Genomic DNA, 17411 nt, shown 5'->3' with positions numbered 1-17411 from the left:
TCTCCCGGCGGGAAAAGGTGGCGTGCAGCGTCGGACGAGGGATGGCTGGCACTGCACGTCGTGTGGTGGTCTCGACCCTAGGGATGGCGCTTTACCCATCCACCAGACAATCCCGGTGGATGAACAAGGCGTCATCCACCCTACGGCGTGCAGGGAGGCTGGCGGAAACTAGCCTTGAACCATCTCGCCGATGCGCGCCAGCACCGCATTCAGGCCATTGCTGCGTGAAGGCGAGAGCTGGCGTGACAGGCCGAGTTGGGCGAACCAGTCAGCCAGATCGAGCTGGGCAATCCGGGTCGGGTCCTCGCCATCGACCCGCGCCAGCAGCACGGCGAGCAGGCCGCGCAACAGTCGGGCATCGCTGTAGGCACGGAAATGCCAGCCCTGCTGGTGGCGTTCCGCGATCAGCCAGACCCTGCTCTCACAGCCCTGCACGCGATTGGCCTCGGTCTGCAGCGCTGGCTCCAGGGGCTGCAGTCGGTCACCCCATTGCATCAACAGCCGTGCCCGCGCTTCCCAGCCGCTGGCCGCGCTGAACGACGCCAGCGCCTGGCGTGCCGCGGCGGGCAGCTCGCTCATCGCAGCAGCTCCAGGGCCTGATCGAGCGCCTGGAAGAATTGCGCAAGATCGCCGCCGTCGTTGTACAGGGCCAGCGACACGCGAACCGAGCCGGGCAGGCCTATGCGCTCGTACAGCGGCATGGCGCAGTGGCTGCCGCCACGCACGGCGACCCCCTGGTCGCCGAGCAACTGAGCCAGATCGGCAGGGTGTACGTCGTCGACCACGAAGCTTGCCAGCGCCGCCTCCGGCGCCCCGAGCAGGCGAACGCCATCGCGGGCGCGCAGGCCGGTCAGCAAGTGCGCGTGCAGTGCCTGCTCATGGGCGAGACAAGCGGCGGGGTCGAGGCTTTCCAGGTAGGCGAGGCTGGCGCCAAGCGCAATGACCGGCCCTATCGCTGGGGTGCCGGCCTCGAAGCCCAGCGGTGCAGGGTGGAACTCGGCGCTGTGATAGTGGGCGACACGCACCATCTCGCCGCCGAACTGCCAGTGGCGCAGGCGTGCCAGGGCCTCGCTGCGAGCATGCAGTACGCCGACGCCGTCCGGGCCGTACAGCTTGTGGCCGGAGAAGACGTAGAAGTCGCAACCCAGGGCGGTCGGATCGTGACGGCCGTGGACGATGCCCTGGGCACCATCGACCAGGGTCAGCGCACCCTGCGCCCGGGCCAGTGCGATCAGCTCGGTCAGTGGCTGCCAGGTGCCCAGCACATTGGACAGCTGGCTGACCGCGAGCAGGCGGGTGCGTGGGCCGATCAGCGTGGCGGCCGCCGGCAGATCCACCTTGCCTTGCTCGTCCAGCGGCAACACCACCAGGCGGAGGCCGCGACGCTGGCAGAGCTGCTGCCAGGGCAGCAGGTTGGCGTGGTGCTCCAGGGCACTGATGGCGATCTCGTCGCCAGCTTGGAACTCGTGCTCCAGGCCATAGGCGACCAGGTTGAAGGCTTCGGTGGCGTTACTGGTGAAGAGGATCTGCGCCGGGCTCTGCGCATTCAGCCAGCGTGCGACGGCGGCACGGCTCGCCTCGAAGGCGACGGTGGCGCGCTCCGCGGCCAAGTGCCGGGCACGATGCACGTTGGCAGCTCCGCCGGCGTAGTAACCGAGCAGCGCATCCAGCATGACCTGCGGCTTCTGCGCGGTGGCAGCACTGTCCAGGTAAATCTGGCCTTCGCGCTGAAGAGCCAGGATGCCGGGAAAGTCGCCGCGCCAGGGGGAGATCAGGGGCATGGGCTTGGGTATCGCAAGGAAAGGGGCTGAGTATAAATAGACAGGCCGGGCATGTGCCCGGCCTGTTGATCATCACGCGCCCGGAAACACCAGTCGGGACGTTGCGAATGCCGGCCAGCCGCAACGGGGCATGGCGCGGCGACGCATTCAATTATGCGCGTGCAGGGCTTCGTTCAGCTCGACCGCGCTCTTGTTGGTCTTGCACTCCACCGCGCCGGTCTGCGAGTTGCGACGGAACAGCAGATCGGCCTGGCCGGCCAGCTCGCGGGCCTTGACCACCTTGACCAGCGCGTTGCCCTCGTCGAGCAGGGCGACCTTGGTGCCGGCGGTGATGTACAGGCCGGACTCGACGGTGCAGCGATCGCCCAGCGGGATGCCGATGCCGGCGTTGGCACCGATCAGGCAGCCTTCGCCGACGCTGATGACGATGTTGCCACCACCCGACAGGGTGCCCATGGTCGAACAGCCGCCGCCCAGGTCGGAGCCCTTGCCGACGAACACCCCGGCCGAGACGCGGCCTTCGATCATGCCCGGACCTGCGGTGCCGGCGTTGAAGTTGATGAAACCTTCGTGCATCACCGTGGTGCCTTCACCGACGTAGGCGCCCAGGCGCACGCGCGCGCTGTCGGCGATGCGTACGCCGCTCGGTACCACGTAGTCGGTCATCTTGGGGAACTTGTCGACGGCGAAGACTTCCAGCAGCTCGCCCTTCAGACGTGCTTCCAGCTGGCGCTCCGGCAGTTCGGCGAGGTCCACTGCGCCCTGGCTGGTCCAGGCGACGTTCGGCAGCAGCGCGAAGATGCCGGTCAGGTTCAGGCCGTGCGGCTTGACCAGGCGATGCGAGAGCAGATGCAGCTTGAGGTAGGCCTCGGGCGTGGAGGAGGGTGCACTGTCCTCGGCGAGCAGGGTTGCCACCAGCGGGTTCTGGCTCTCCGCCAGGCGCACCAGCAGGCTGGCCTGGGCCGGGGCAACGGCTTTCAGGGCATGGGCCAGCTCGGTGGCCTGGTTCTTGTTGAAGCCGATGGCCTGGTTGCCGCCCTGGTAGCCGAGGATGGGTGCTATGGCGTCCAGCAGTTCGGCGGACGGCGCCAGCATGGGCTGGGCATAGAAGACTTCCAGCCAGTTTTCCTGGCGGTTCTGGGTGCCGACACCGAAGGCCAGGCTGAACAGGGAGCGGGACATGGTCATTTCCTTCTTGACGAATGTGAGTCAGGCAAGCGCTGCAGCGTACTGTTCGGGCTTGAAGCCGACCAGGCTGCGGCCGTCGAGTTCGAGCACCGGGCGCTTGATCATGGAGGGTTGCGCAAGCATCAGCTCGATGGCGCGGGATTGGTCGAGGCCCTGCCTGCTGGCCTCGTCGAGCTTGCGAAAGGTGGTGCCGGAGCGATTGAGCACCACTTCCCAGCCGTGCTCGCTGCACCAGCGTTCGAGATGCGCGCGGTCTATCCCCTGGCTCTTGTAATCGTGGAATTGGTAGTCGATGCCCTGCGTTTCCAGCCAGGTGCGGGCCTTCTTCATGGTGTCGCAGGCCTTGATGCCATAAAGGATGTAGCTCATCGAACGCTCCAGCGATTGCAGATCGCGCGCCAGTGGGGAGGTGGCGGACTTTTTTGGCCGGCGATTATGCCACGGGGGAAAGAAAACCGGGCTCTCGACAGCGGCGTGTGGGTGCTGTGCGGGGTGTTCGCCCGAGTAAAACGGTGGGCTGCAGAGCGGCTGAAGACGAGAATCCGTATCGATACGGAGCTTCTGCGGCGGCGCAGAGGGCCTTCTCGCCGGTTCAGTCGATCGTTTGCGACGAACGGTCTTGCCGTTTCGCTTGTTTTGACGCGCCGTCCCTGAGCATCGGAATAGAGCGGTCGGAAAAATCGCCATAAATTTGGCTATTGAAACTCATCACATTTTTGACGGGGTTGCCATTATTGCGCCATTAATCCGTTGGTCGCCGGAGGGTCAACGTTATGGCGTCAAAAAACGATACTAGGGCCATGGCACTCGCCACACCGTGAGCGGACATTCGCGGTACACCCGTAGTAGGTGCAGTCAGAGTCGGAAGTCGACTGCGCTTTGAGTAAGCATCATGATCGACGTCGGCACCTGGGACCTCACCATTCCTGAAGGCACTCCTGCAATCACCATCACCACCAGCCAGCTGAAGAAGGGCTATCAGAGCAAGTACTTCCGCAATGACGGTACCCAGATCGAATTCTGGGCGCCGGTGACCGGTACCAGTACCCAGGGCAGTACCTATCCGCGTAGCGAGCTGCGTGAAACCTATTCGTTCGGCTTCAAGCGCAACTGGAAATACACCGCGGCGAACAATCAGATGGCTGCCAGGCTGGCAGTCGATGCCGTGCCCAGTAGTGGCAAGATCATCATCGGTCAGATCCATGCGGCGGATCATCCGCACCCGTACCTGAAGGTGGTTTACAGCTATGTGCGTGAAGTGGGCTACGTGACTGTCGAGATCCGCGCCAAGCCGACCGACAGCAAGAGTCCGACCGTGCTGACCTACCCGAGCATGCCGCTCGGTCATGACTTCACCTACGACGTCAATCTGTCCAAGACCGGCCTGCTGACTACCAAGATCAATGGTCTGACTCATCAGGAGCAGATCGATCCGGCCTGGGGCAAGCTGTACATGTACTTCAAGGCGGGTGCCTACGTGATCGACAACGAAGGTCCGGTGACCGAGGGTGGTCGGGTAACATTCCAGGAGCTGAAGGCTCGCCACTACTAGGTTGGGCTCTTGGGGTGCCGGGTGGCGCCGTCATGAGTGGGTGTCGATGAGGGGCCGCAGACTTGTTCTGCGGCCTTTTCGTTTCTGTCTTGTTAGTTTGGGTTGGTCTGCTTGGTGGCGTCCTGCACCGCTTATGGGGTGTCCGCTGCAGGCTTCCAGGTGCGTTGACCGTTGCTCGGGGTTTTCTGGGGTTTTCGGTCTGGTGTCGGAAAGGTGTTGGTGGGGGTTGGCTGTCTTTGTAGGGCGCCCTGTGGCTCATCTGCACCTGGTGCCTTGGTCTGGGCAGTGGGTGGCCTGGCATCTCGCTGGGTGCGGGTGTGCTTTCTGGTTTGAGTGCTGTCGTTCCTTCTGCTGGTTGAGCGCCGGTGGTTGTCTTGCCTGGATCTTCTGTTGAGGCTCTTGCGGGGGTGCGTGTCCCGAGTCTGCTTGCGGTTTTCTCGGGTTCATTTGCGCGCATTGCTCGGTTGCTGCTGGTTGTGGGGGTGTCGCTCTTCCTCTGTTTGTGATGTGCCGCTGCTCGGTACAGGTGTCGATGCGTGAAGGGTCTCGGTTGGGTTGGTGTTGGCGATTGCTTGCTGCCTTGGTCTGCCGGTGCCGAGGCCGTCGATGGCTGTTGAGAGCTGTGCAGGAGGGGGCTTTGCTATGCGGAGTCAGGACTTGTTGCGAGGCTCGGCAGGCTTGCCGGGTGCGTAAAAGGCGCGAATTGCCGCAAGTCGCCAGCGAGAGTGCCATTGGAGCGGGTGGGTTCAATGCGTCAGGGCGTGGCTGTCGACGAACGGTTTTCCCTCGTCGGTTGTTTTGACGCGGCGCTGAAGTGTGCGATCTAGAGCCTTCAAAAAAATCGTCATAAATTTGGCTGATGAAGTGCGTCACGTTTTTAGCGAAATGGCCATTATGGGGCCATTAGTCCGTTGGTCGCGGATGGGTCAATTTTATGGCGTCAAGAAAAGATACTAGGGCCATGGCACTCGCCACACCGTGATCGGATATTCGCGGTTTACCCGTAGTAGGTGCAGTCAGGGTCGGAAGTCGGCTGCACTTTGAGTAAACACCATGATCGACGTAGGCACCTGGGACCTCACCATTCCTGAAGGCACCCCCGCAAAAACCATCAGCACCAGCCAACTGAAGAAGGGCTATCAGAGCAAGTACTTCCGCAAGGACGGTGTCCAGATCGAATTCTGGTCACCGGTGACCGGCACCAGCACCCGGGGTAGTACCTACCCGCGCAGCGAATTGCGTGAAACCTACTCGTTCGGCTTCAAGCGCAACTGGAAGTACACCGCTGCCCACAACCAGATGCGGGCCAAGTTGTCGGTCGATCAGGTGCCCTCGAGTGGCAAGATCATCATCGGCCAGATTCATGCCCTCAATCATCCGTACCCGTACCTGAAGGTGGTCTACAGCCAGATTCGCGGGGTGGGCTACGTCACGGTCGAGATCCGCGCCAAGCCGACCGACAGCAAGAGCCCGACCGTGATGACCTACCCGAGCATGCCGCTCGGCCACGAGTTCACCTACGACATCAATTTGTCCAAGAGCGGCCTGCTGACCACCAAGATCAATGGCCTGACTCATCAGGAGCAGATCGATCCGGCCTGGGGCAAGCTGTACATGTACTTCAAGGCGGGTGCCTACGTGATCGACAACGAAGGTCCGGTGACCGAGGGTGGTCGGGTAACATTCCAGGAGCTGAAGGCTCGCCACTACTGAGGTTGCAGTCGGCTGGCCGGGCCGCAAGGTCCGCCCAACTGCTGCCTGGAGTCATAAGAAAAGGCCGCGGAATCACTTCCGCGGCCTTTTTCATTTCGGCTGGGTTTTGCTGCTACCTGCGCGCGATGCTCAGGTGCGAGCGATAAAGCGGCGGATGCGCTCTGCCGCCTCGATGCAGTCGGCCAGGGGTGCAACCAGCGCCAGGCGGATGCGCTGGGCGCCGGGGTTGACCCCGTCCACCTCGCGGGAGAGGTAGGAGCCGGGTACCACGCTGACGTTCTCCTGGATGAACAGGTCGCGGGTGAACTGCTGGTCGTCGCCGGGCGTGCGGGCCCACAGATAGAAACCGCCGTCGGGACGGTCGACGTCCATGACCGGGGCGAGTATCTCCAGCACGGCATCGAACTTGGCGCGGTACAGGTCGCGGTTCTCGCGCACGTGTGCCTCGTCATTCCAGGCGGCGACGCTGGCCAGTTGGGTCTGCACCGGCATCGCGCAGCCATGGTAGGTGCGATAGAGCAGGAAGGCCTTGAGGATCGCCGCATCGCCGGCGACGAAGCCCGAACGCAGGCCGGGCAGGTTGGAGCGCTTGGACAGGCTATGGAAAACCACGCAGCGGGCGAAATCGGTGCGACCGAGTTCGGCGCAGGCGCTGAGCAGGCCGGGCGGCGGGCTGGCCTCGTCGAAGTACAGCTCGCTGTAGCACTCGTCGGCGGCGATGACGAAGTCGTGCTGATCGGCCAGCGCTATCAGTTTCTTCAGTACCGGCAACGGTGTCAGGGCGCCGGTCGGGTTGCCCGGGGAGCAGAGGAAGAGGATCTGGCAGCGTTGCCATACCTCGGCTGGCACTGCGTCATAGTCCGGATTGAAGCCGTTTTCCGCCGCGCACGGCAGGTAGTGCGGCGTGGCGCCGGCGAGCAGGGCTGCGCCTTCGTAGATCTGATAGAAGGGATTCGGGCTGATCACCAGGCCGTCGCGGCTGCGGTCGATCACCGCCTGGGTGAAGGCGAACAGGGCTTCGCGGGTGCCGTTGACCGGCAGTACGTGCAGCGCCGGATCGATCCAGTCGCTCTGTAGGCCGAAGCGACGCGCGCACCAGTTGGCGATGGCTTCGCGTAGCAGCGGCACGCCCAACGTGCTGGGGTAGACCGCCAACTGGTCGAGATTGGCGGCCAGTGCTTGGGCGACCAGCGCGGGAGAGGCGTGCTTGGGCTCGCCGATCGACAGGCTGATTGCGCTACGCTCGGCAGGCGGAGTGGCGCCGGCCAGCAGCGCGCGCAGTTTCTCGAAAGGGTAGGGGTGCAGCAGGTCGAGTGCGGGGTTCATCGGTTTCTCGTGGCTGGGCGCCGGGGCGGTGGTCGTCGCCCGGTGCGGATCTTCAGATTTCTATGCGTGTCGGCGTGTCGCTGCCATCGCCGACCGACAGCTGCTCGATGATGGTGTCCTGCAGTCGCTTGCACAGCTCAGGGTCCGACAGCGGCTGGTTGTTGGCATCGGTGACGAAGAACACGTCTTCCACTCGCTCGCCCAGGGTGGCGATCTTGGCGTTCTGCAGCGACAGGTCGAAGTCGAGGAATATCCCGCCGATCTTTGCCAGCAGGCCGGGGCGGTCCGGTGCGACCAGTTCGATCACTGTCACTGGTCGTTGGGCGCCATTGTGAATGGTGACCTGGGGTGGAAAGGCGAAATGCTTGAGCTGGCGCGGCACCCGGCGCTGGATGATGGTGGGGTAGTCATCCGGGTTCTTCAGTGCGTCGATCAGGCCTGCGCGAATCTCCCTGACCCGCGCCGGGTTGTCGCCAATCGAGCCGCCGTCGGCATCCAGCACCACGTAGGTATCGAGGGTGAACTGGCTGGTGGAGGTGATCACCCGGGCGTCGTGGATGTTCAGATTGAGCTGGCTCATCGCCGCCACGGTCACGGCAAAGAAATCGTGCTGGTCGGGGGCGTAGATGAAGATCTGCGTGCCGCCCTCGAACTCGCGCTGGGTGGTTTCCTTGATCAGCACCAGCGGGCCGCCGTCCTGTGGATGCTGGAGGATGGCCTCGGTGTGCCAGGCGACGTCGGCGGCGGTATGGCGCAGGAAGTAGTAGTCGCCCAGCTGCGACCAGAGCAGCTCGGCGTCGTCCGGGTCGGTGCCGCCGCGTACCAGGATGTCCAGTGCCGCACTCTGGGTATGGCGGATCTGCTCTTCACGATCCAGCGGATTCTCCAGGCCCCGGCGCAGTGCGCGCTTGGTCTCGGTATAGAGCTGGCGCAGCAGGCTGGCACGCCAGGAGTTCCACAGGCTCGGGTTGGTGGCGTTGATGTCGGCAACCGTCAGTACATATAGATAGTCGAGACGGGTCTGGTCGCCGACCATCCGGGCGAAATCGTTGATTACTGCGGGGTCGGAGAGATCCTTGCGCTGTGCGGTGGTCGACATCGCCAGGTGGTTCTGCACCAGCCAGACGATCAGCCGGGTGTCCCATCTGGGCAGCTGGTGGCGCACGCAGAAGGCTTCGGCATCCACTGCGCCGAGTTCGGAGTGATCGCCGCCGCGCCCCTTGCCGATGTCGTGATAGAGACCTGCCAGATAGATCAGTTCGGGCTTGGGCAGGCGTTCGATGACCTTGGCCGCCAGCGGATACTTCTCTGCCACGCCGGGTTTGCCCAGCTTGCGCAGGTGCTTGATCACGTTGAGGGTGTGCGCATCGACCGTATAGATGTGGAACAGGTCGTGCTGCATCTGCCCCACGATATGGCCGAACTCGGGCAGGTAGCGGCCGAGGATGCCGTAGCGATTCATCCGCCGCAGGTTGCGATGGATGCCCTCGCGCGACTTGAACAGTTCGATGAACAGGCTGGTGTTGCGGATGTCGCGGCGGAAGTCGTCGTCGATCAGGTGGCGGTGATCGCGCAGCAGGCGGATAGTGTCCGAGCGCACGCCCTTGATCTCCGGATGCTGGGCCATCAGTACGAAGACTTCGAGCAGGGCGAAGGGGGCGCGGGCGAAGATCTGCGGGTGCAGTGCTTCCATGTAGCCGTCACGCAATTGGAAGCGGCTGTTCAGCGGTTCGATGCGGTCGCTTTCCTCGGCCTTGAGGATGACTTCCTCGAAGTGCTGCAGGATCAGGTCGGACAGCTCGACGATGCCCATCACTGCGCGGTAGTACTGCTTCATGAACTGCTCGATGGCCAGCTTGCGGTCGTCACCGCCGAAACCGAGCATCTGTGCGATCGTCGCCTGATGATCGAACAGCAGTCGATCTTCGGCGCGTCCGGCAACCATGTGCAGCGCGTAGCGGACCTTCCAGAGAAATTCCTGGGCTTCGCGCAATTGGGTGAACTCGTTTTCCTGCAGGAAGCCCTGGTCGACCATCGCCTGCGGACGGATGCTGCCGAAGTGCCGGCGGGCGACCCAGAGCAGGGTCTGGATGTCGCGCAGCCCACCTGGCGAGCCCTTCACGTTGGGTTCGAGGTTGTATTCGGTGTCGTTGTACTTGGCGTGGCGGGCGCGCTGTTCCTCGCGCTTGGCGATGAAGAAGTGCTTGCTCGGCCACATGCGTTCGGGGCTGGTGACCTCGATCATCTGCTGGCGCAGGCGTTCGGGGCCGGCGATGGTGCGCGACTCCATCAGGTTGGTGACGACGGTCAGGTCGGCGCGCGCCTCGTCGGCACATTCCTCGATCGAGCGCACGCTCTGGCCGACTTCCAGGCCGATGTCCCAGAGCAGGGTCAGAAAACGTTCGATGGGTTCGCGGAAGGTTTCGTGGTCGGCACTTTCCAGCAGGATCAGCAGGTCGATGTCCGAGTGCGGGTGCAGCTCGCCACGGCCGTAGCCACCCACTGCCAGCAGGGCGATGTCGGCATCCTCGCTCCAGTCCAGCAGGGCCCAGGCTTCACGCAGGATCTGGTCGACGAACCAGGCACGATCCTCGATTTCGCGGCGGATCTCGCGGCCCTCGCGAAAGCGCGCATCGAGCACCGCCTGGGCGCTCTGAATGGCCTTCTTGAAGGCGGCGATGGGGCTCGGCTTGAGCGCCAGTTCGGCCTGGAACTGGCCGCGGTCGAAAAGCTCGGGGTCCACCTGGGGCATGGGGCTGGTCTCTGGGCGCTGGGGTCAGGACGTTCGCGGAATGCTGTCGTCGCTGCGCAGGGTGAGGATCTCGTAGCCGCTCGGGGTGACCAGAATGGTGTGCTCCCACTGTGCGGACAGCTTGCGATCCTTGGTGATCGCGGTCCAGCCGTCGCCGAGCAGGCGGGTTTCGGCCTTGCCCTGGTTGATCATCGGCTCGATGGTGAAGGTCATGCCTTCCTTGAGCTCCATGCCGGTGCCGGCGCGCCCGTAGTGCACCACCTGGGGTTCTTCGTGGAAGATCGCGCCGATGCCGTGACCACAGTAGTCGCGTACCACCGAATAACCGTGCTTCTCGGCGTGCTTCTGGATCACTTCGCCGATATCACCCAGGCGTGCGCCTGGGCGGACCTTCTGGATGCCCAGGTACATGCATTCCTGGGTCACCTTGGCCAGGCGCTGCGCCCACTCGGGCGCCTTGCCGACCATGAACATCTTGCTGGTGTCGCCGTGGTAGCCGTCCTTGATCACGGTGACGTCGATGTTCACCACGTCGCCATCCTTGAGTGGCTTCTCATTGGGGATGCCGTGACAGACCACGTGATTGATCGAAGTGCAGATCGACTTGGGAAAACCCGGGCGGCCAGGCGCGGCGCCATAGTTGAGCGGTGCCGGGATGGCCTTCTGCACGTTGACGATGTAGTCGTGGCAGAGGCGATCCAGTTCGTCGGTGGTGACGCCGGGGCGAACGTGTTCGCCGATCATCTCCAGCACTTCGGCGGCCAGGCGGCCGGCGACGCGCATCTTCTCGATTTCTGCAGGCGTCTTGATGGTGACGGTCATACGGGGTCTCGGGGAATGCCTGAAAGTCGGCAATGGTAACAGTTGAAGGCCAAAAGCTCGAAGCACGAAGGCCGCAGTGTGGGTGCCACGTCGATCTCCTGGCTTCTAGCTTAAGGCGGTCTTCTGTGCTATAAAACGCGCCGCTTTTGCAGGCTCTGCCCGCGAAGCTCAACCCACACACGTATCGACACGTTCGTCCTGGGTGCCCGCAAGGGTTGGACGGCGGGATGCGTGGAGGCCTAACCCGACTTATATAAAGGAACACTCATGTCCCAAGTCAACATGCGCGATATGCTGAAGGCCGGTGTGCACTTCGGCCACCAGACCCGTTACTGGAACCCGAAGATGGGCAAGTTCATCTTTGGTTCGCGCAACAAGATCCACATCATCAACCTGGAAAAGACCCTGCCGATGTTCAACGAGGCCCTGACCTTCGTTGAGAAACTGGCTTCCGGGAAGAACAAGATCCTCTTCGTCGGCACCAAGCGCTCCGCTGGCAAGATCGTCGCCGAGCAGGCTGCCCGTTGCGGTTCGCCCTACGTCGACCATCGCTGGCTCGGCGGCATGCTGACCAACTACAAGACCATCCGTGCATCGATCAAGCGCCTGCGCGATCTGGAAACCCAGTCCCAGGACGGCACCTTCGACAAGCTGACCAAGAAAGAAGCGCTGATGCGTCGCCGCGACCTCGAGAAGCTCGATCGCAGCCTGGGCGGCATCAAGGACATGGGCGGTCTGCCGGACGCCATGTTCGTGATCGACGTCGACCACGAGCGCATCGCCATCACCGAAGCCAACAAGCTGGGCATCCCGGTCATCGGCATCGTCGATACCAACAGCAGCCCGGAAGGCGTCGACTACGTCATCCCCGGCAACGATGACGCCATCCGCGCCATCGAGCTGTACATGGGTTCCATGGCTGACGCCGTGATCCGTGGCCGCAGCAATGCCGGCGGCGCGACCGAAGAGTTCGTCGCCGAAGCGCCGGCCGAGTCGGCCGAAGGCTGATCAGCCCGCGCCTGACGCTGCTCGGTAAGCAAGAAGGGGGCTAGGCCCCCTTTTTGCCACCTTAGGAATTGAATCGCCCGCCATGGCGGGTGGAATGGTTGAACACCTATCTACAGAGGATTCGAACATGGCAGAGATTACTGCAGCCCTGGTCAAGGAACTGCGCGAGCGCACCGGCCAAGGCATGATGGAATGCAAGAAGGCCCTGGTCGCCGCTGGCGGTGACATCGAGAAGGCCATCGACGACATGCGCGCTTCCGGCGCCATCAAGGCTGCCAAGAAGGCCGGCAACATCGCCGCCGAAGGTTCCATCGCGGTCAAGGTCTCCGACGACAACAAGACCGCGGTGATCATCGAAGTCAACTCGCAGACCGACTTCCTGGCCCTGCAGGACGACTTCAAGGGCTTCGTCAAGGACAGCCTGGAAGAAGCCTTCGCCCAGAAGCTGACCGACGCCGCTCCGCTGGTCGCCTCCCGCGAGTCCGCCCGTGAAGCGCTGGTCGCCAAGTGCGGCGAGAACGTCAACATTCGCCGTCTGGCGCGTGTCGAAGGCGACATCGTTGGCGCCTACCTGCACGGTCACCGCATCGGCGTTCTGGTCACCCTCAAGGGCGGCAATGCCGAGCTGGCCAAGCACATCGCCATGCACGTGGCGGCGAGCAACCCGGCTGTACTGAGCCCGGCCGACGTTTCCGACGAGTTGGTTGCCAAGGAAAAGGAAATCTTCCTGCAGCTGAACGCCGAGAAGATCGCCGGCAAGCCGGAAAACATCGTCGAGAACATGGTCAAGGGCCGTATCGCCAAGTTCCTCGCCGAAGCCAGCCTGACCGAGCAGGCCTTCGTCATGGATCCGGAAGTCAAGGTCGGTGAGCTGGCCAAGAAGGCCGGTGCCGAAATCGTCTCCTTCATCCGCTACGAAGTGGGCGAAGGCATCGAGAAGGCCGAAGTGGACTTCGCTGCCGAGGTGGCCGCTCAGGTCGCTGCAAGCAAGCAGTAAGACGGCTCCGGTCGTTGCTTTGAAGAGGCTGCCCGCTTGACGCGTGCGGCCTCTTTTGCAAATCGGGGCACCCATTGCACCCGAGCGTCCCTGTGACGCGAAGCATCGCAGAGGATATGCTCTGCACCCATTCGAAACGCCGCAGGAGAGATACGCAATGGCTCAGCAGGTGAGTGGTCGCCAACCTCGCTATAAACGCATTCTGCTCAAACTCAGCGGTGAGGCCCTGATGGGGGCCGAAGATTTCGGCATCGACCCCAAGGTTCTCGACCGTATGGCGCTGGAAGTCGGCCAACTGGTCGGCATCGGCGTGCAGGTCGGCCTGGTGATCGGCGGCGGCAACCTGTTCCGCGGTGCGGCACTCTCCGCCGCCGGCATGGACCGGGTCACCGGTGATCACATGGGCATGCTTGCCACCGTGATGAATGCGCTGGCCATGCGCGATGCGCTGGAGCGCTCGAACATCCCGGCGCTGGTGATGTCCGCGATCTCCATGGTCGGCGTCACCGATCACTACGATCGCCGCAAGGCCATGCGCCATCTGAAGACCGGCGAGGTGGTGATCTTCGCCGCCGGTACCGGCAATCCCTTCTTCACCACCGACTCGGCTGCCTGCCTGCGGGCCATCGAGATCGATGCGGACGTCGTGCTCAAGGCCACCAAGGTCGATGGCGTCTATACTGCCGATCCTTTCAAGGACCCGCATGCCGAGAAGTTCGACCGCCTGACCTATGACGAGGTGCTCGATCGCAAGCTCGGCGTGATGGATCTCACCGCCATCTGCCTGTGTCGTGACCACCAGATGCCGCTGCGGGTCTTCAACATGAACAAGCCCGGTGCCCTGCTCAACGTCGTTGTCGGTGGCGCCGAAGGAACCCTGATCGAGGAGTCGAACGAATGATCAACGAGATCAAGAAGGACGCGCAGGTGCGCATGCAGAAGAGCCTGGAGTCGCTGGAGCACGCGTTCGCCAAGATCCGTACCGGCCGCGCCAGTCCGGCGATTCTGGACAGCGTCATGGTGTCCTACTACGGCAGCGACACGCCGCTGCGCCAGGTGGCCAACGTCACTGTCGAGGACTCGCGCACCCTGGCCCTGACCGTGTTCGACAAGAGCATGATCCAGGCCGTCGAGAAGGCCATCATGACCTCCGACCTGGGCCTGAACCCGGCGACCGCCGGCACCACCATCCGCGTGCCGATGCCGGCGCTGACCGAGGAAACCCGCAAGGGCTACACCAAGCAGGCGCGCCAGGAGGCCGAGAACGCCCGGGTTGCGGTGCGCAACATTCGTCGTGATGCCCTGGCTCAGCTCAAGGACCTGGTCAAGGAAAAGGAAATCAGCGAGGACGAGGAGCGCCGCGCCGCCGATGAGGTGCAGAAGCTCACCGACAAATTCGTCGCTGATGTCGAGAAGGCCCTGGAAGGCAAGGAAAAGGACCTGATGGCCGTCTGACGCGGTCAGTGGTCGGATCATGAGCAAATCAAGCAAGGCGGTCCCCCCGCCGATCCCGCGGCACGTCGCGATCATCATGGATGGCAACAATCGCTGGGCGCGCAAGCGCCTGTTGCCCGGCGTCGCCGGTCATAAGGCCGGTGTCGATGCCGTGCGGGCGGTGATCGAGGTTTGTGCCGAGTCAGGTGTCGAGGTGCTGACGCTGTTTGCCTTCTCCAGTGAAAACTGGGAGCGCCCGGCGGATGAGGTGGGTGCGCTGATGGAGCTGTTCCTCGGTGCGCTGCGCCGCGAGGCGCGCAAGCTCGACGACAACGGCATTCGCCTGCGCATCATCGGTGATCGTTCGCGCTTCCACCCTGAGCTGCAGGCGGCCATGGCCGCGGCAGAGGCGCAGACTGCGAACAACCATCGCTTCGTTCTCCAGGTGGCGGCCAACTATGGCGGCCAGTGGGACATTCTGCAGGCTGCGCAACGGTTGGCGGCAGAGGTCGGTGCCGGCCGCTTGCAGCCCGAGCAGATCACCAGCGAGCGTTTCCAGTCCTGTCTTGCCACCGGTGATCTGCCGTTGCCCGATCTGTGCATCCGGACCGGCGGCGAGCACCGCATCAGCAACTTTCTGCTCTGGCAACTGGCCTACAGTGAACTCTACTTCTCCGACCTGTACTGGCCGGATTTCAAGCACGAGGCCATGCGCAGGGCGCTGGCCGATTTTGCTACCCGCCAGCGTCGCTTCGGCAAGACCAGCGAGCAGGTGGAGGCTGAGGCGCGATAGTCCATGCTGCTGCAACGAATCATCACCGCACTGATCATGCTGCCCGTCGCTCTGGCGGGTTTCTTTCTTCTTGATGGCTGGGGTTTCGCGCTGTTCATCGGCGCGGTCGTTACCTTGGCTGCCTGGGAATGGGCGCGCCTGGCCGGCTTTGCCGCGCGGGGCGCGCGTATCGGTTACGCCGCGCTGGTCGCCGTGCTGCTGCTGGGGCTGTATTTTCTCGGTCCGCGGTTACCGCTGCTGGCGCCGGCACTACTCTGGATCGCGGCGGCCTGGTGGCTGGCGGCGATCTTCCTGGTGCTCGGCTATCCGGACAGTGCGCGGTTCTGGAGACCCGCCGGCGTTGGCCTGCTGATCGGTTTGCTGATGCTCCTGCCGGCCTGGCAGGGACTGGTGCTGCTCAAGCAGTGGCCCTACGCCAACTGGCTGGTGCTGGCGGTGATGGTGCTGGTCTGGGCCGCCGATGTCGGTGCCTACTTTTCCGGCAAGGCCTTCGGCAAGCGCAAGCTGGCGCCGCGGGTCAGCCCCGGCAAGAGCTGGGAAGGTTTCTTCGGTGGCATGGCGCTGAGCCTGCTGCTGGTGCTCGGGCTCGGCCTCTGGCTGGGCTGGGGTGCGTCGTTGCTGGTGCAGGCGCTGGTCGCTGCGGCGCTGGTGGTGGCTTTCTCGGTGGTGGGTGATCTGGCGGAGAGCATGTTCAAGCGCCAGAGCGGGATCAAGGACAGCAGCAACCTGCTGCCAGGTCATGGCGGGGTGTTCGACCGTATCGACAGTCTGACTGCGGCCATTCCGCTGTTTACCCTGCTGCTCTGGTTATCGGGGCGCATGGCATCGTGAGGCATCCGCAACGGATCACCGTGCTCGGCGCCACCGGCTCCATTGGCCTGAGCACTCTGGATGTCATCGCGCGTCATCCCGAGCGCTATCACGCCTTTGCCCTGACCGGCTTTTCCCGAGTCGAGGAGCTGGCGCAGCTGTGTTTGCGGCATCGCCCACGCTTTGCGGTGGTTGCCGATGCCCAGGCTGCGCGGCGTCTTCGCGATCTGCTGGGGGGAGGCTTGCCGGCGCTCGAGGTGCTCAGCGGCGAGGAAGGTCTGTGCGCTGTCGCCGCGCATCCGGATGTGGATGCGGTGATGGCGGCAATCGTCGGGGCGGCGGGGCTAAGGCCGACGCTGGCGGCGGTCGAGGCTGGCAAGAAGGTGCTGCTGGCAAACAAGGAGGCGCTGGTCATGTCCGGCGCGCTGTTCATGGATGCGGTACGCCGCCACGGCGCGCAGCTGCTACCTATCGACAGTGAGCACAACGCGATCTTCCAGTGCCTGCCGCTGGACTATCCGCGGGGGCTGCAGCAGGTGGGGGTGCGCCGAATCCTGCTGACGGCGTCCGGCGGCCCGTTCCGTGAGACCGCCCTCGATGCGCTGGAGCAGGTCACCCCGGAGCAGGCCTGTGCGCACCCGAACTGGTCGATGGGGCGCAAGATCTCGGTCGACTCGGCAAGCATGATGAACAAGGGGCTCGAGTTGATCGAGGCCTGCTGGCTGTTCGCTGCGCGACCCGCCCAGGTGGAAGTGGTGGTGCATCCGCAGAGCGTGATCCACTCGCTGGTCGACTATCTGGATGGTTCGGTGCTGGCGCAGCTGGGCAACCCGGACATGCGCACGCCCATTGCCCACGCGCTGGCCTGGCCCGAGCGCATCGAGTCGGGGGTGTCGGCACTGGATCTGCTGGCCATCGGCCGTCTGGATTTCCAGGCGCCGGACGAGCGTCGTTTTCCCTGCCTGCGCCTGGCGCGCCAGGCCGCCGAAGCGGGTGGCAGTGCGGCGGCGACCTTGAATGCGGCCAATGAGGTGGCGGTGGCGGCGTTTTTGGGCGGGCGCATCGGCTTTCTGGAAATGTCCGTGCTGATCGCGGCAGTGCTGGATGCTCAGCCGGTGGTGCCGGTGGTGAGTCTTGAGCAGGTCATGCAGCTGGATGCCGATTCACGCGCGCTTGCCATGCGTTGGCTGGAGCGCTACGGTCGCTAACATTTTCAGCTGGCGATGGCTGCGGAG

Annotated in this window: 16 protein-coding genes; 9 read left to right on the top strand and 7 right to left on the bottom strand. The window is 63.7% G+C overall.

Annotated features, from left to right (window positions below):
• Positions 1-168 precede the first annotated feature (168 nt).
• From DBO85_RS04660 to DBO85_RS04645, 4 genes are all read right to left on the bottom strand, one after another.
• On the bottom strand, positions 169-579 hold the full coding sequence (locus tag DBO85_RS04660) for a SufE family protein (RefSeq protein WP_108105736.1): 411 nt from the start codon (positions 577-579) through the stop codon (positions 169-171).
• Positions 576-1781: an aminotransferase class V-fold PLP-dependent enzyme gene (locus DBO85_RS04655; RefSeq protein ID WP_108105734.1), complete on the bottom strand. Its 1206-nt coding sequence runs from the start codon at positions 1779-1781 to the stop codon at positions 576-578. Before DBO85_RS04655 ends, DBO85_RS04660 begins: the two co-directional genes overlap by 4 nt.
• 147 nt (positions 1782-1928) lie before the next feature.
• On the bottom strand, positions 1929-2963 hold the full coding sequence (dapD, locus tag DBO85_RS04650) for a 2,3,4,5-tetrahydropyridine-2,6-dicarboxylate N-succinyltransferase (RefSeq protein WP_108105732.1): 1035 nt from the start codon (positions 2961-2963) through the stop codon (positions 1929-1931).
• 27 nt (positions 2964-2990) lie between these two features.
• On the bottom strand, positions 2991-3338 hold the full coding sequence (locus tag DBO85_RS04645; RefSeq protein ID WP_108105730.1) for an ArsC family reductase: 348 nt from the start codon (positions 3336-3338) through the stop codon (positions 2991-2993).
• Positions 3339-3861: 523 nt separating this feature from the next.
• Here DBO85_RS04645 and DBO85_RS04640 point away from each other — a divergent pair.
• Together DBO85_RS04640 and DBO85_RS04635 are read left to right on the top strand one after the other, a co-directional pair.
• Complete coding sequence (locus DBO85_RS04640; RefSeq protein WP_108105728.1) at positions 3862-4521, top strand: polysaccharide lyase family 7 protein; 660 nt, start codon at positions 3862-3864, stop codon at positions 4519-4521.
• Positions 4522-5574: 1053 nt separating this feature from the next.
• Positions 5575-6234, top strand: coding sequence for a polysaccharide lyase family 7 protein (locus DBO85_RS04635; RefSeq protein WP_108105726.1), 660 nt, complete (start codon positions 5575-5577; stop codon positions 6232-6234).
• Positions 6235-6363: 129 nt separating this feature from the next.
• Here DBO85_RS04635 and dapC read toward each other — a convergent pair whose 3' ends face one another.
• The 3 genes from dapC to map are packed head-to-tail and all read right to left on the bottom strand — an operon-like array spanning position 6364 to position 11134.
• Complete coding sequence (dapC, locus tag DBO85_RS04630; protein WP_108105724.1) at positions 6364-7560, bottom strand: succinyldiaminopimelate transaminase; 1197 nt, start codon at positions 7558-7560, stop codon at positions 6364-6366.
• A gap of 52 nt (positions 7561-7612) precedes the next feature.
• The gene (locus tag DBO85_RS04625; RefSeq protein ID WP_108105722.1) at positions 7613-10312 is read right to left on the bottom strand and encodes a [protein-PII] uridylyltransferase; all 2700 of its coding nucleotides are present in this window, start codon (positions 10310-10312) and stop codon (positions 7613-7615) included.
• Between the two features lie 24 nt (positions 10313-10336).
• A complete protein-coding gene (map, locus tag DBO85_RS04620) occupies positions 10337-11134 on the bottom strand; it encodes a type I methionyl aminopeptidase (RefSeq protein ID WP_108105720.1) in 798 nt (265 codons plus the stop codon).
• 267 nt (positions 11135-11401) lie between these two features.
• Between map and rpsB the strand changes: the two genes are divergently transcribed.
• The 7 genes from rpsB to ispC all read left to right on the top strand — a co-directional run bounded on the left by rpsB (position 11402) and on the right by ispC (position 17384).
• Positions 11402-12142 carry a 30S ribosomal protein S2 gene (rpsB, locus tag DBO85_RS04615; RefSeq protein WP_108105718.1) on the top strand — a complete coding sequence of 247 codons (741 nt, stop codon included), beginning with the start codon at positions 11402-11404 and terminating at the stop codon, positions 12140-12142.
• Positions 12143-12269: 127 nt separating this feature from the next.
• On the top strand, positions 12270-13139 hold the full coding sequence (gene tsf, locus DBO85_RS04610; RefSeq protein WP_108105716.1) for a translation elongation factor Ts: 870 nt from the start codon (positions 12270-12272) through the stop codon (positions 13137-13139).
• Positions 13140-13296: 157 nt separating this feature from the next.
• Positions 13297-14040, top strand: coding sequence for a UMP kinase (gene pyrH / locus DBO85_RS04605; protein WP_108105714.1), 744 nt, complete (start codon positions 13297-13299; stop codon positions 14038-14040).
• Positions 14037-14594: a ribosome recycling factor gene (frr, locus tag DBO85_RS04600; RefSeq protein ID WP_108105712.1), complete on the top strand. Its 558-nt coding sequence runs from the start codon at positions 14037-14039 to the stop codon at positions 14592-14594. The genes pyrH and frr overlap by 4 nt, the downstream gene beginning before the upstream one ends.
• Before the next feature lie 19 nt (positions 14595-14613).
• A complete protein-coding gene (uppS, locus tag DBO85_RS04595) occupies positions 14614-15366 on the top strand; it encodes a polyprenyl diphosphate synthase (RefSeq protein WP_108105710.1) in 753 nt (250 codons plus the stop codon).
• Positions 15367-15369: 3 nt separating this feature from the next.
• Positions 15370-16197, top strand: coding sequence for a phosphatidate cytidylyltransferase (locus DBO85_RS04590; RefSeq protein WP_108105708.1), 828 nt, complete (start codon positions 15370-15372; stop codon positions 16195-16197).
• Positions 16194-17384 carry a 1-deoxy-D-xylulose-5-phosphate reductoisomerase gene (gene ispC, locus DBO85_RS04585; RefSeq protein ID WP_108105707.1) on the top strand — a complete coding sequence of 397 codons (1191 nt, stop codon included), beginning with the start codon at positions 16194-16196 and terminating at the stop codon, positions 17382-17384. Before DBO85_RS04590 ends, ispC begins: the two co-directional genes overlap by 4 nt.
• The last annotated feature ends 27 nt before the right edge of the window (positions 17385-17411 follow it).

The organism is Pseudomonas mangrovi, assembly GCF_003052585.1.
Taxonomy (GTDB): Bacteria; Pseudomonadota; Gammaproteobacteria; order Pseudomonadales; family Pseudomonadaceae; genus Aquipseudomonas; species Aquipseudomonas mangrovi.
Note: the sequence above shows the minus strand (reverse complement) of the source record. Positions and strands in the feature narration are given on the sequence as shown.

Coding starts and splice junctions, on each gene's coding strand:
- DBO85_RS04660 (WP_108105736.1), bottom strand. CDS start 579: ATGAGCGAGCTGCCCGCCGCGGCACGCCAGGCGCTGGCGTCGTTCAGC.
- DBO85_RS04655 (WP_108105734.1), bottom strand. CDS start 1,781: ATGCCCCTGATCTCCCCCTGGCGCGGCGACTTTCCCGGCATCCTGGCT.
- dapD (WP_108105732.1), bottom strand. CDS start 2,963: ATGTCCCGCTCCCTGTTCAGCCTGGCCTTCGGTGTCGGCACCCAGAAC.
- DBO85_RS04645 (WP_108105730.1), bottom strand. CDS start 3,338: ATGAGCTACATCCTTTATGGCATCAAGGCCTGCGACACCATGAAGAAG.
- DBO85_RS04640 (WP_108105728.1), top strand. CDS start 3,862: ATGATCGACGTCGGCACCTGGGACCTCACCATTCCTGAAGGCACTCCT.
- DBO85_RS04635 (WP_108105726.1), top strand. CDS start 5,575: ATGATCGACGTAGGCACCTGGGACCTCACCATTCCTGAAGGCACCCCC.
- dapC (WP_108105724.1), bottom strand. CDS start 7,560: ATGAACCCCGCACTCGACCTGCTGCACCCCTACCCTTTCGAGAAACTG.
- DBO85_RS04625 (WP_108105722.1), bottom strand. CDS start 10,312: ATGCCCCAGGTGGACCCCGAGCTTTTCGACCGCGGCCAGTTCCAGGCC.
- map (WP_108105720.1), bottom strand. CDS start 11,134: ATGACCGTCACCATCAAGACGCCTGCAGAAATCGAGAAGATGCGCGTC.
- rpsB (WP_108105718.1), top strand. CDS start 11,402: ATGTCCCAAGTCAACATGCGCGATATGCTGAAGGCCGGTGTGCACTTC.
- tsf (WP_108105716.1), top strand. CDS start 12,270: ATGGCAGAGATTACTGCAGCCCTGGTCAAGGAACTGCGCGAGCGCACC.
- pyrH (WP_108105714.1), top strand. CDS start 13,297: ATGGCTCAGCAGGTGAGTGGTCGCCAACCTCGCTATAAACGCATTCTG.
- frr (WP_108105712.1), top strand. CDS start 14,037: ATGATCAACGAGATCAAGAAGGACGCGCAGGTGCGCATGCAGAAGAGC.
- uppS (WP_108105710.1), top strand. CDS start 14,614: ATGAGCAAATCAAGCAAGGCGGTCCCCCCGCCGATCCCGCGGCACGTC.
- DBO85_RS04590 (WP_108105708.1), top strand. CDS start 15,370: ATGCTGCTGCAACGAATCATCACCGCACTGATCATGCTGCCCGTCGCT.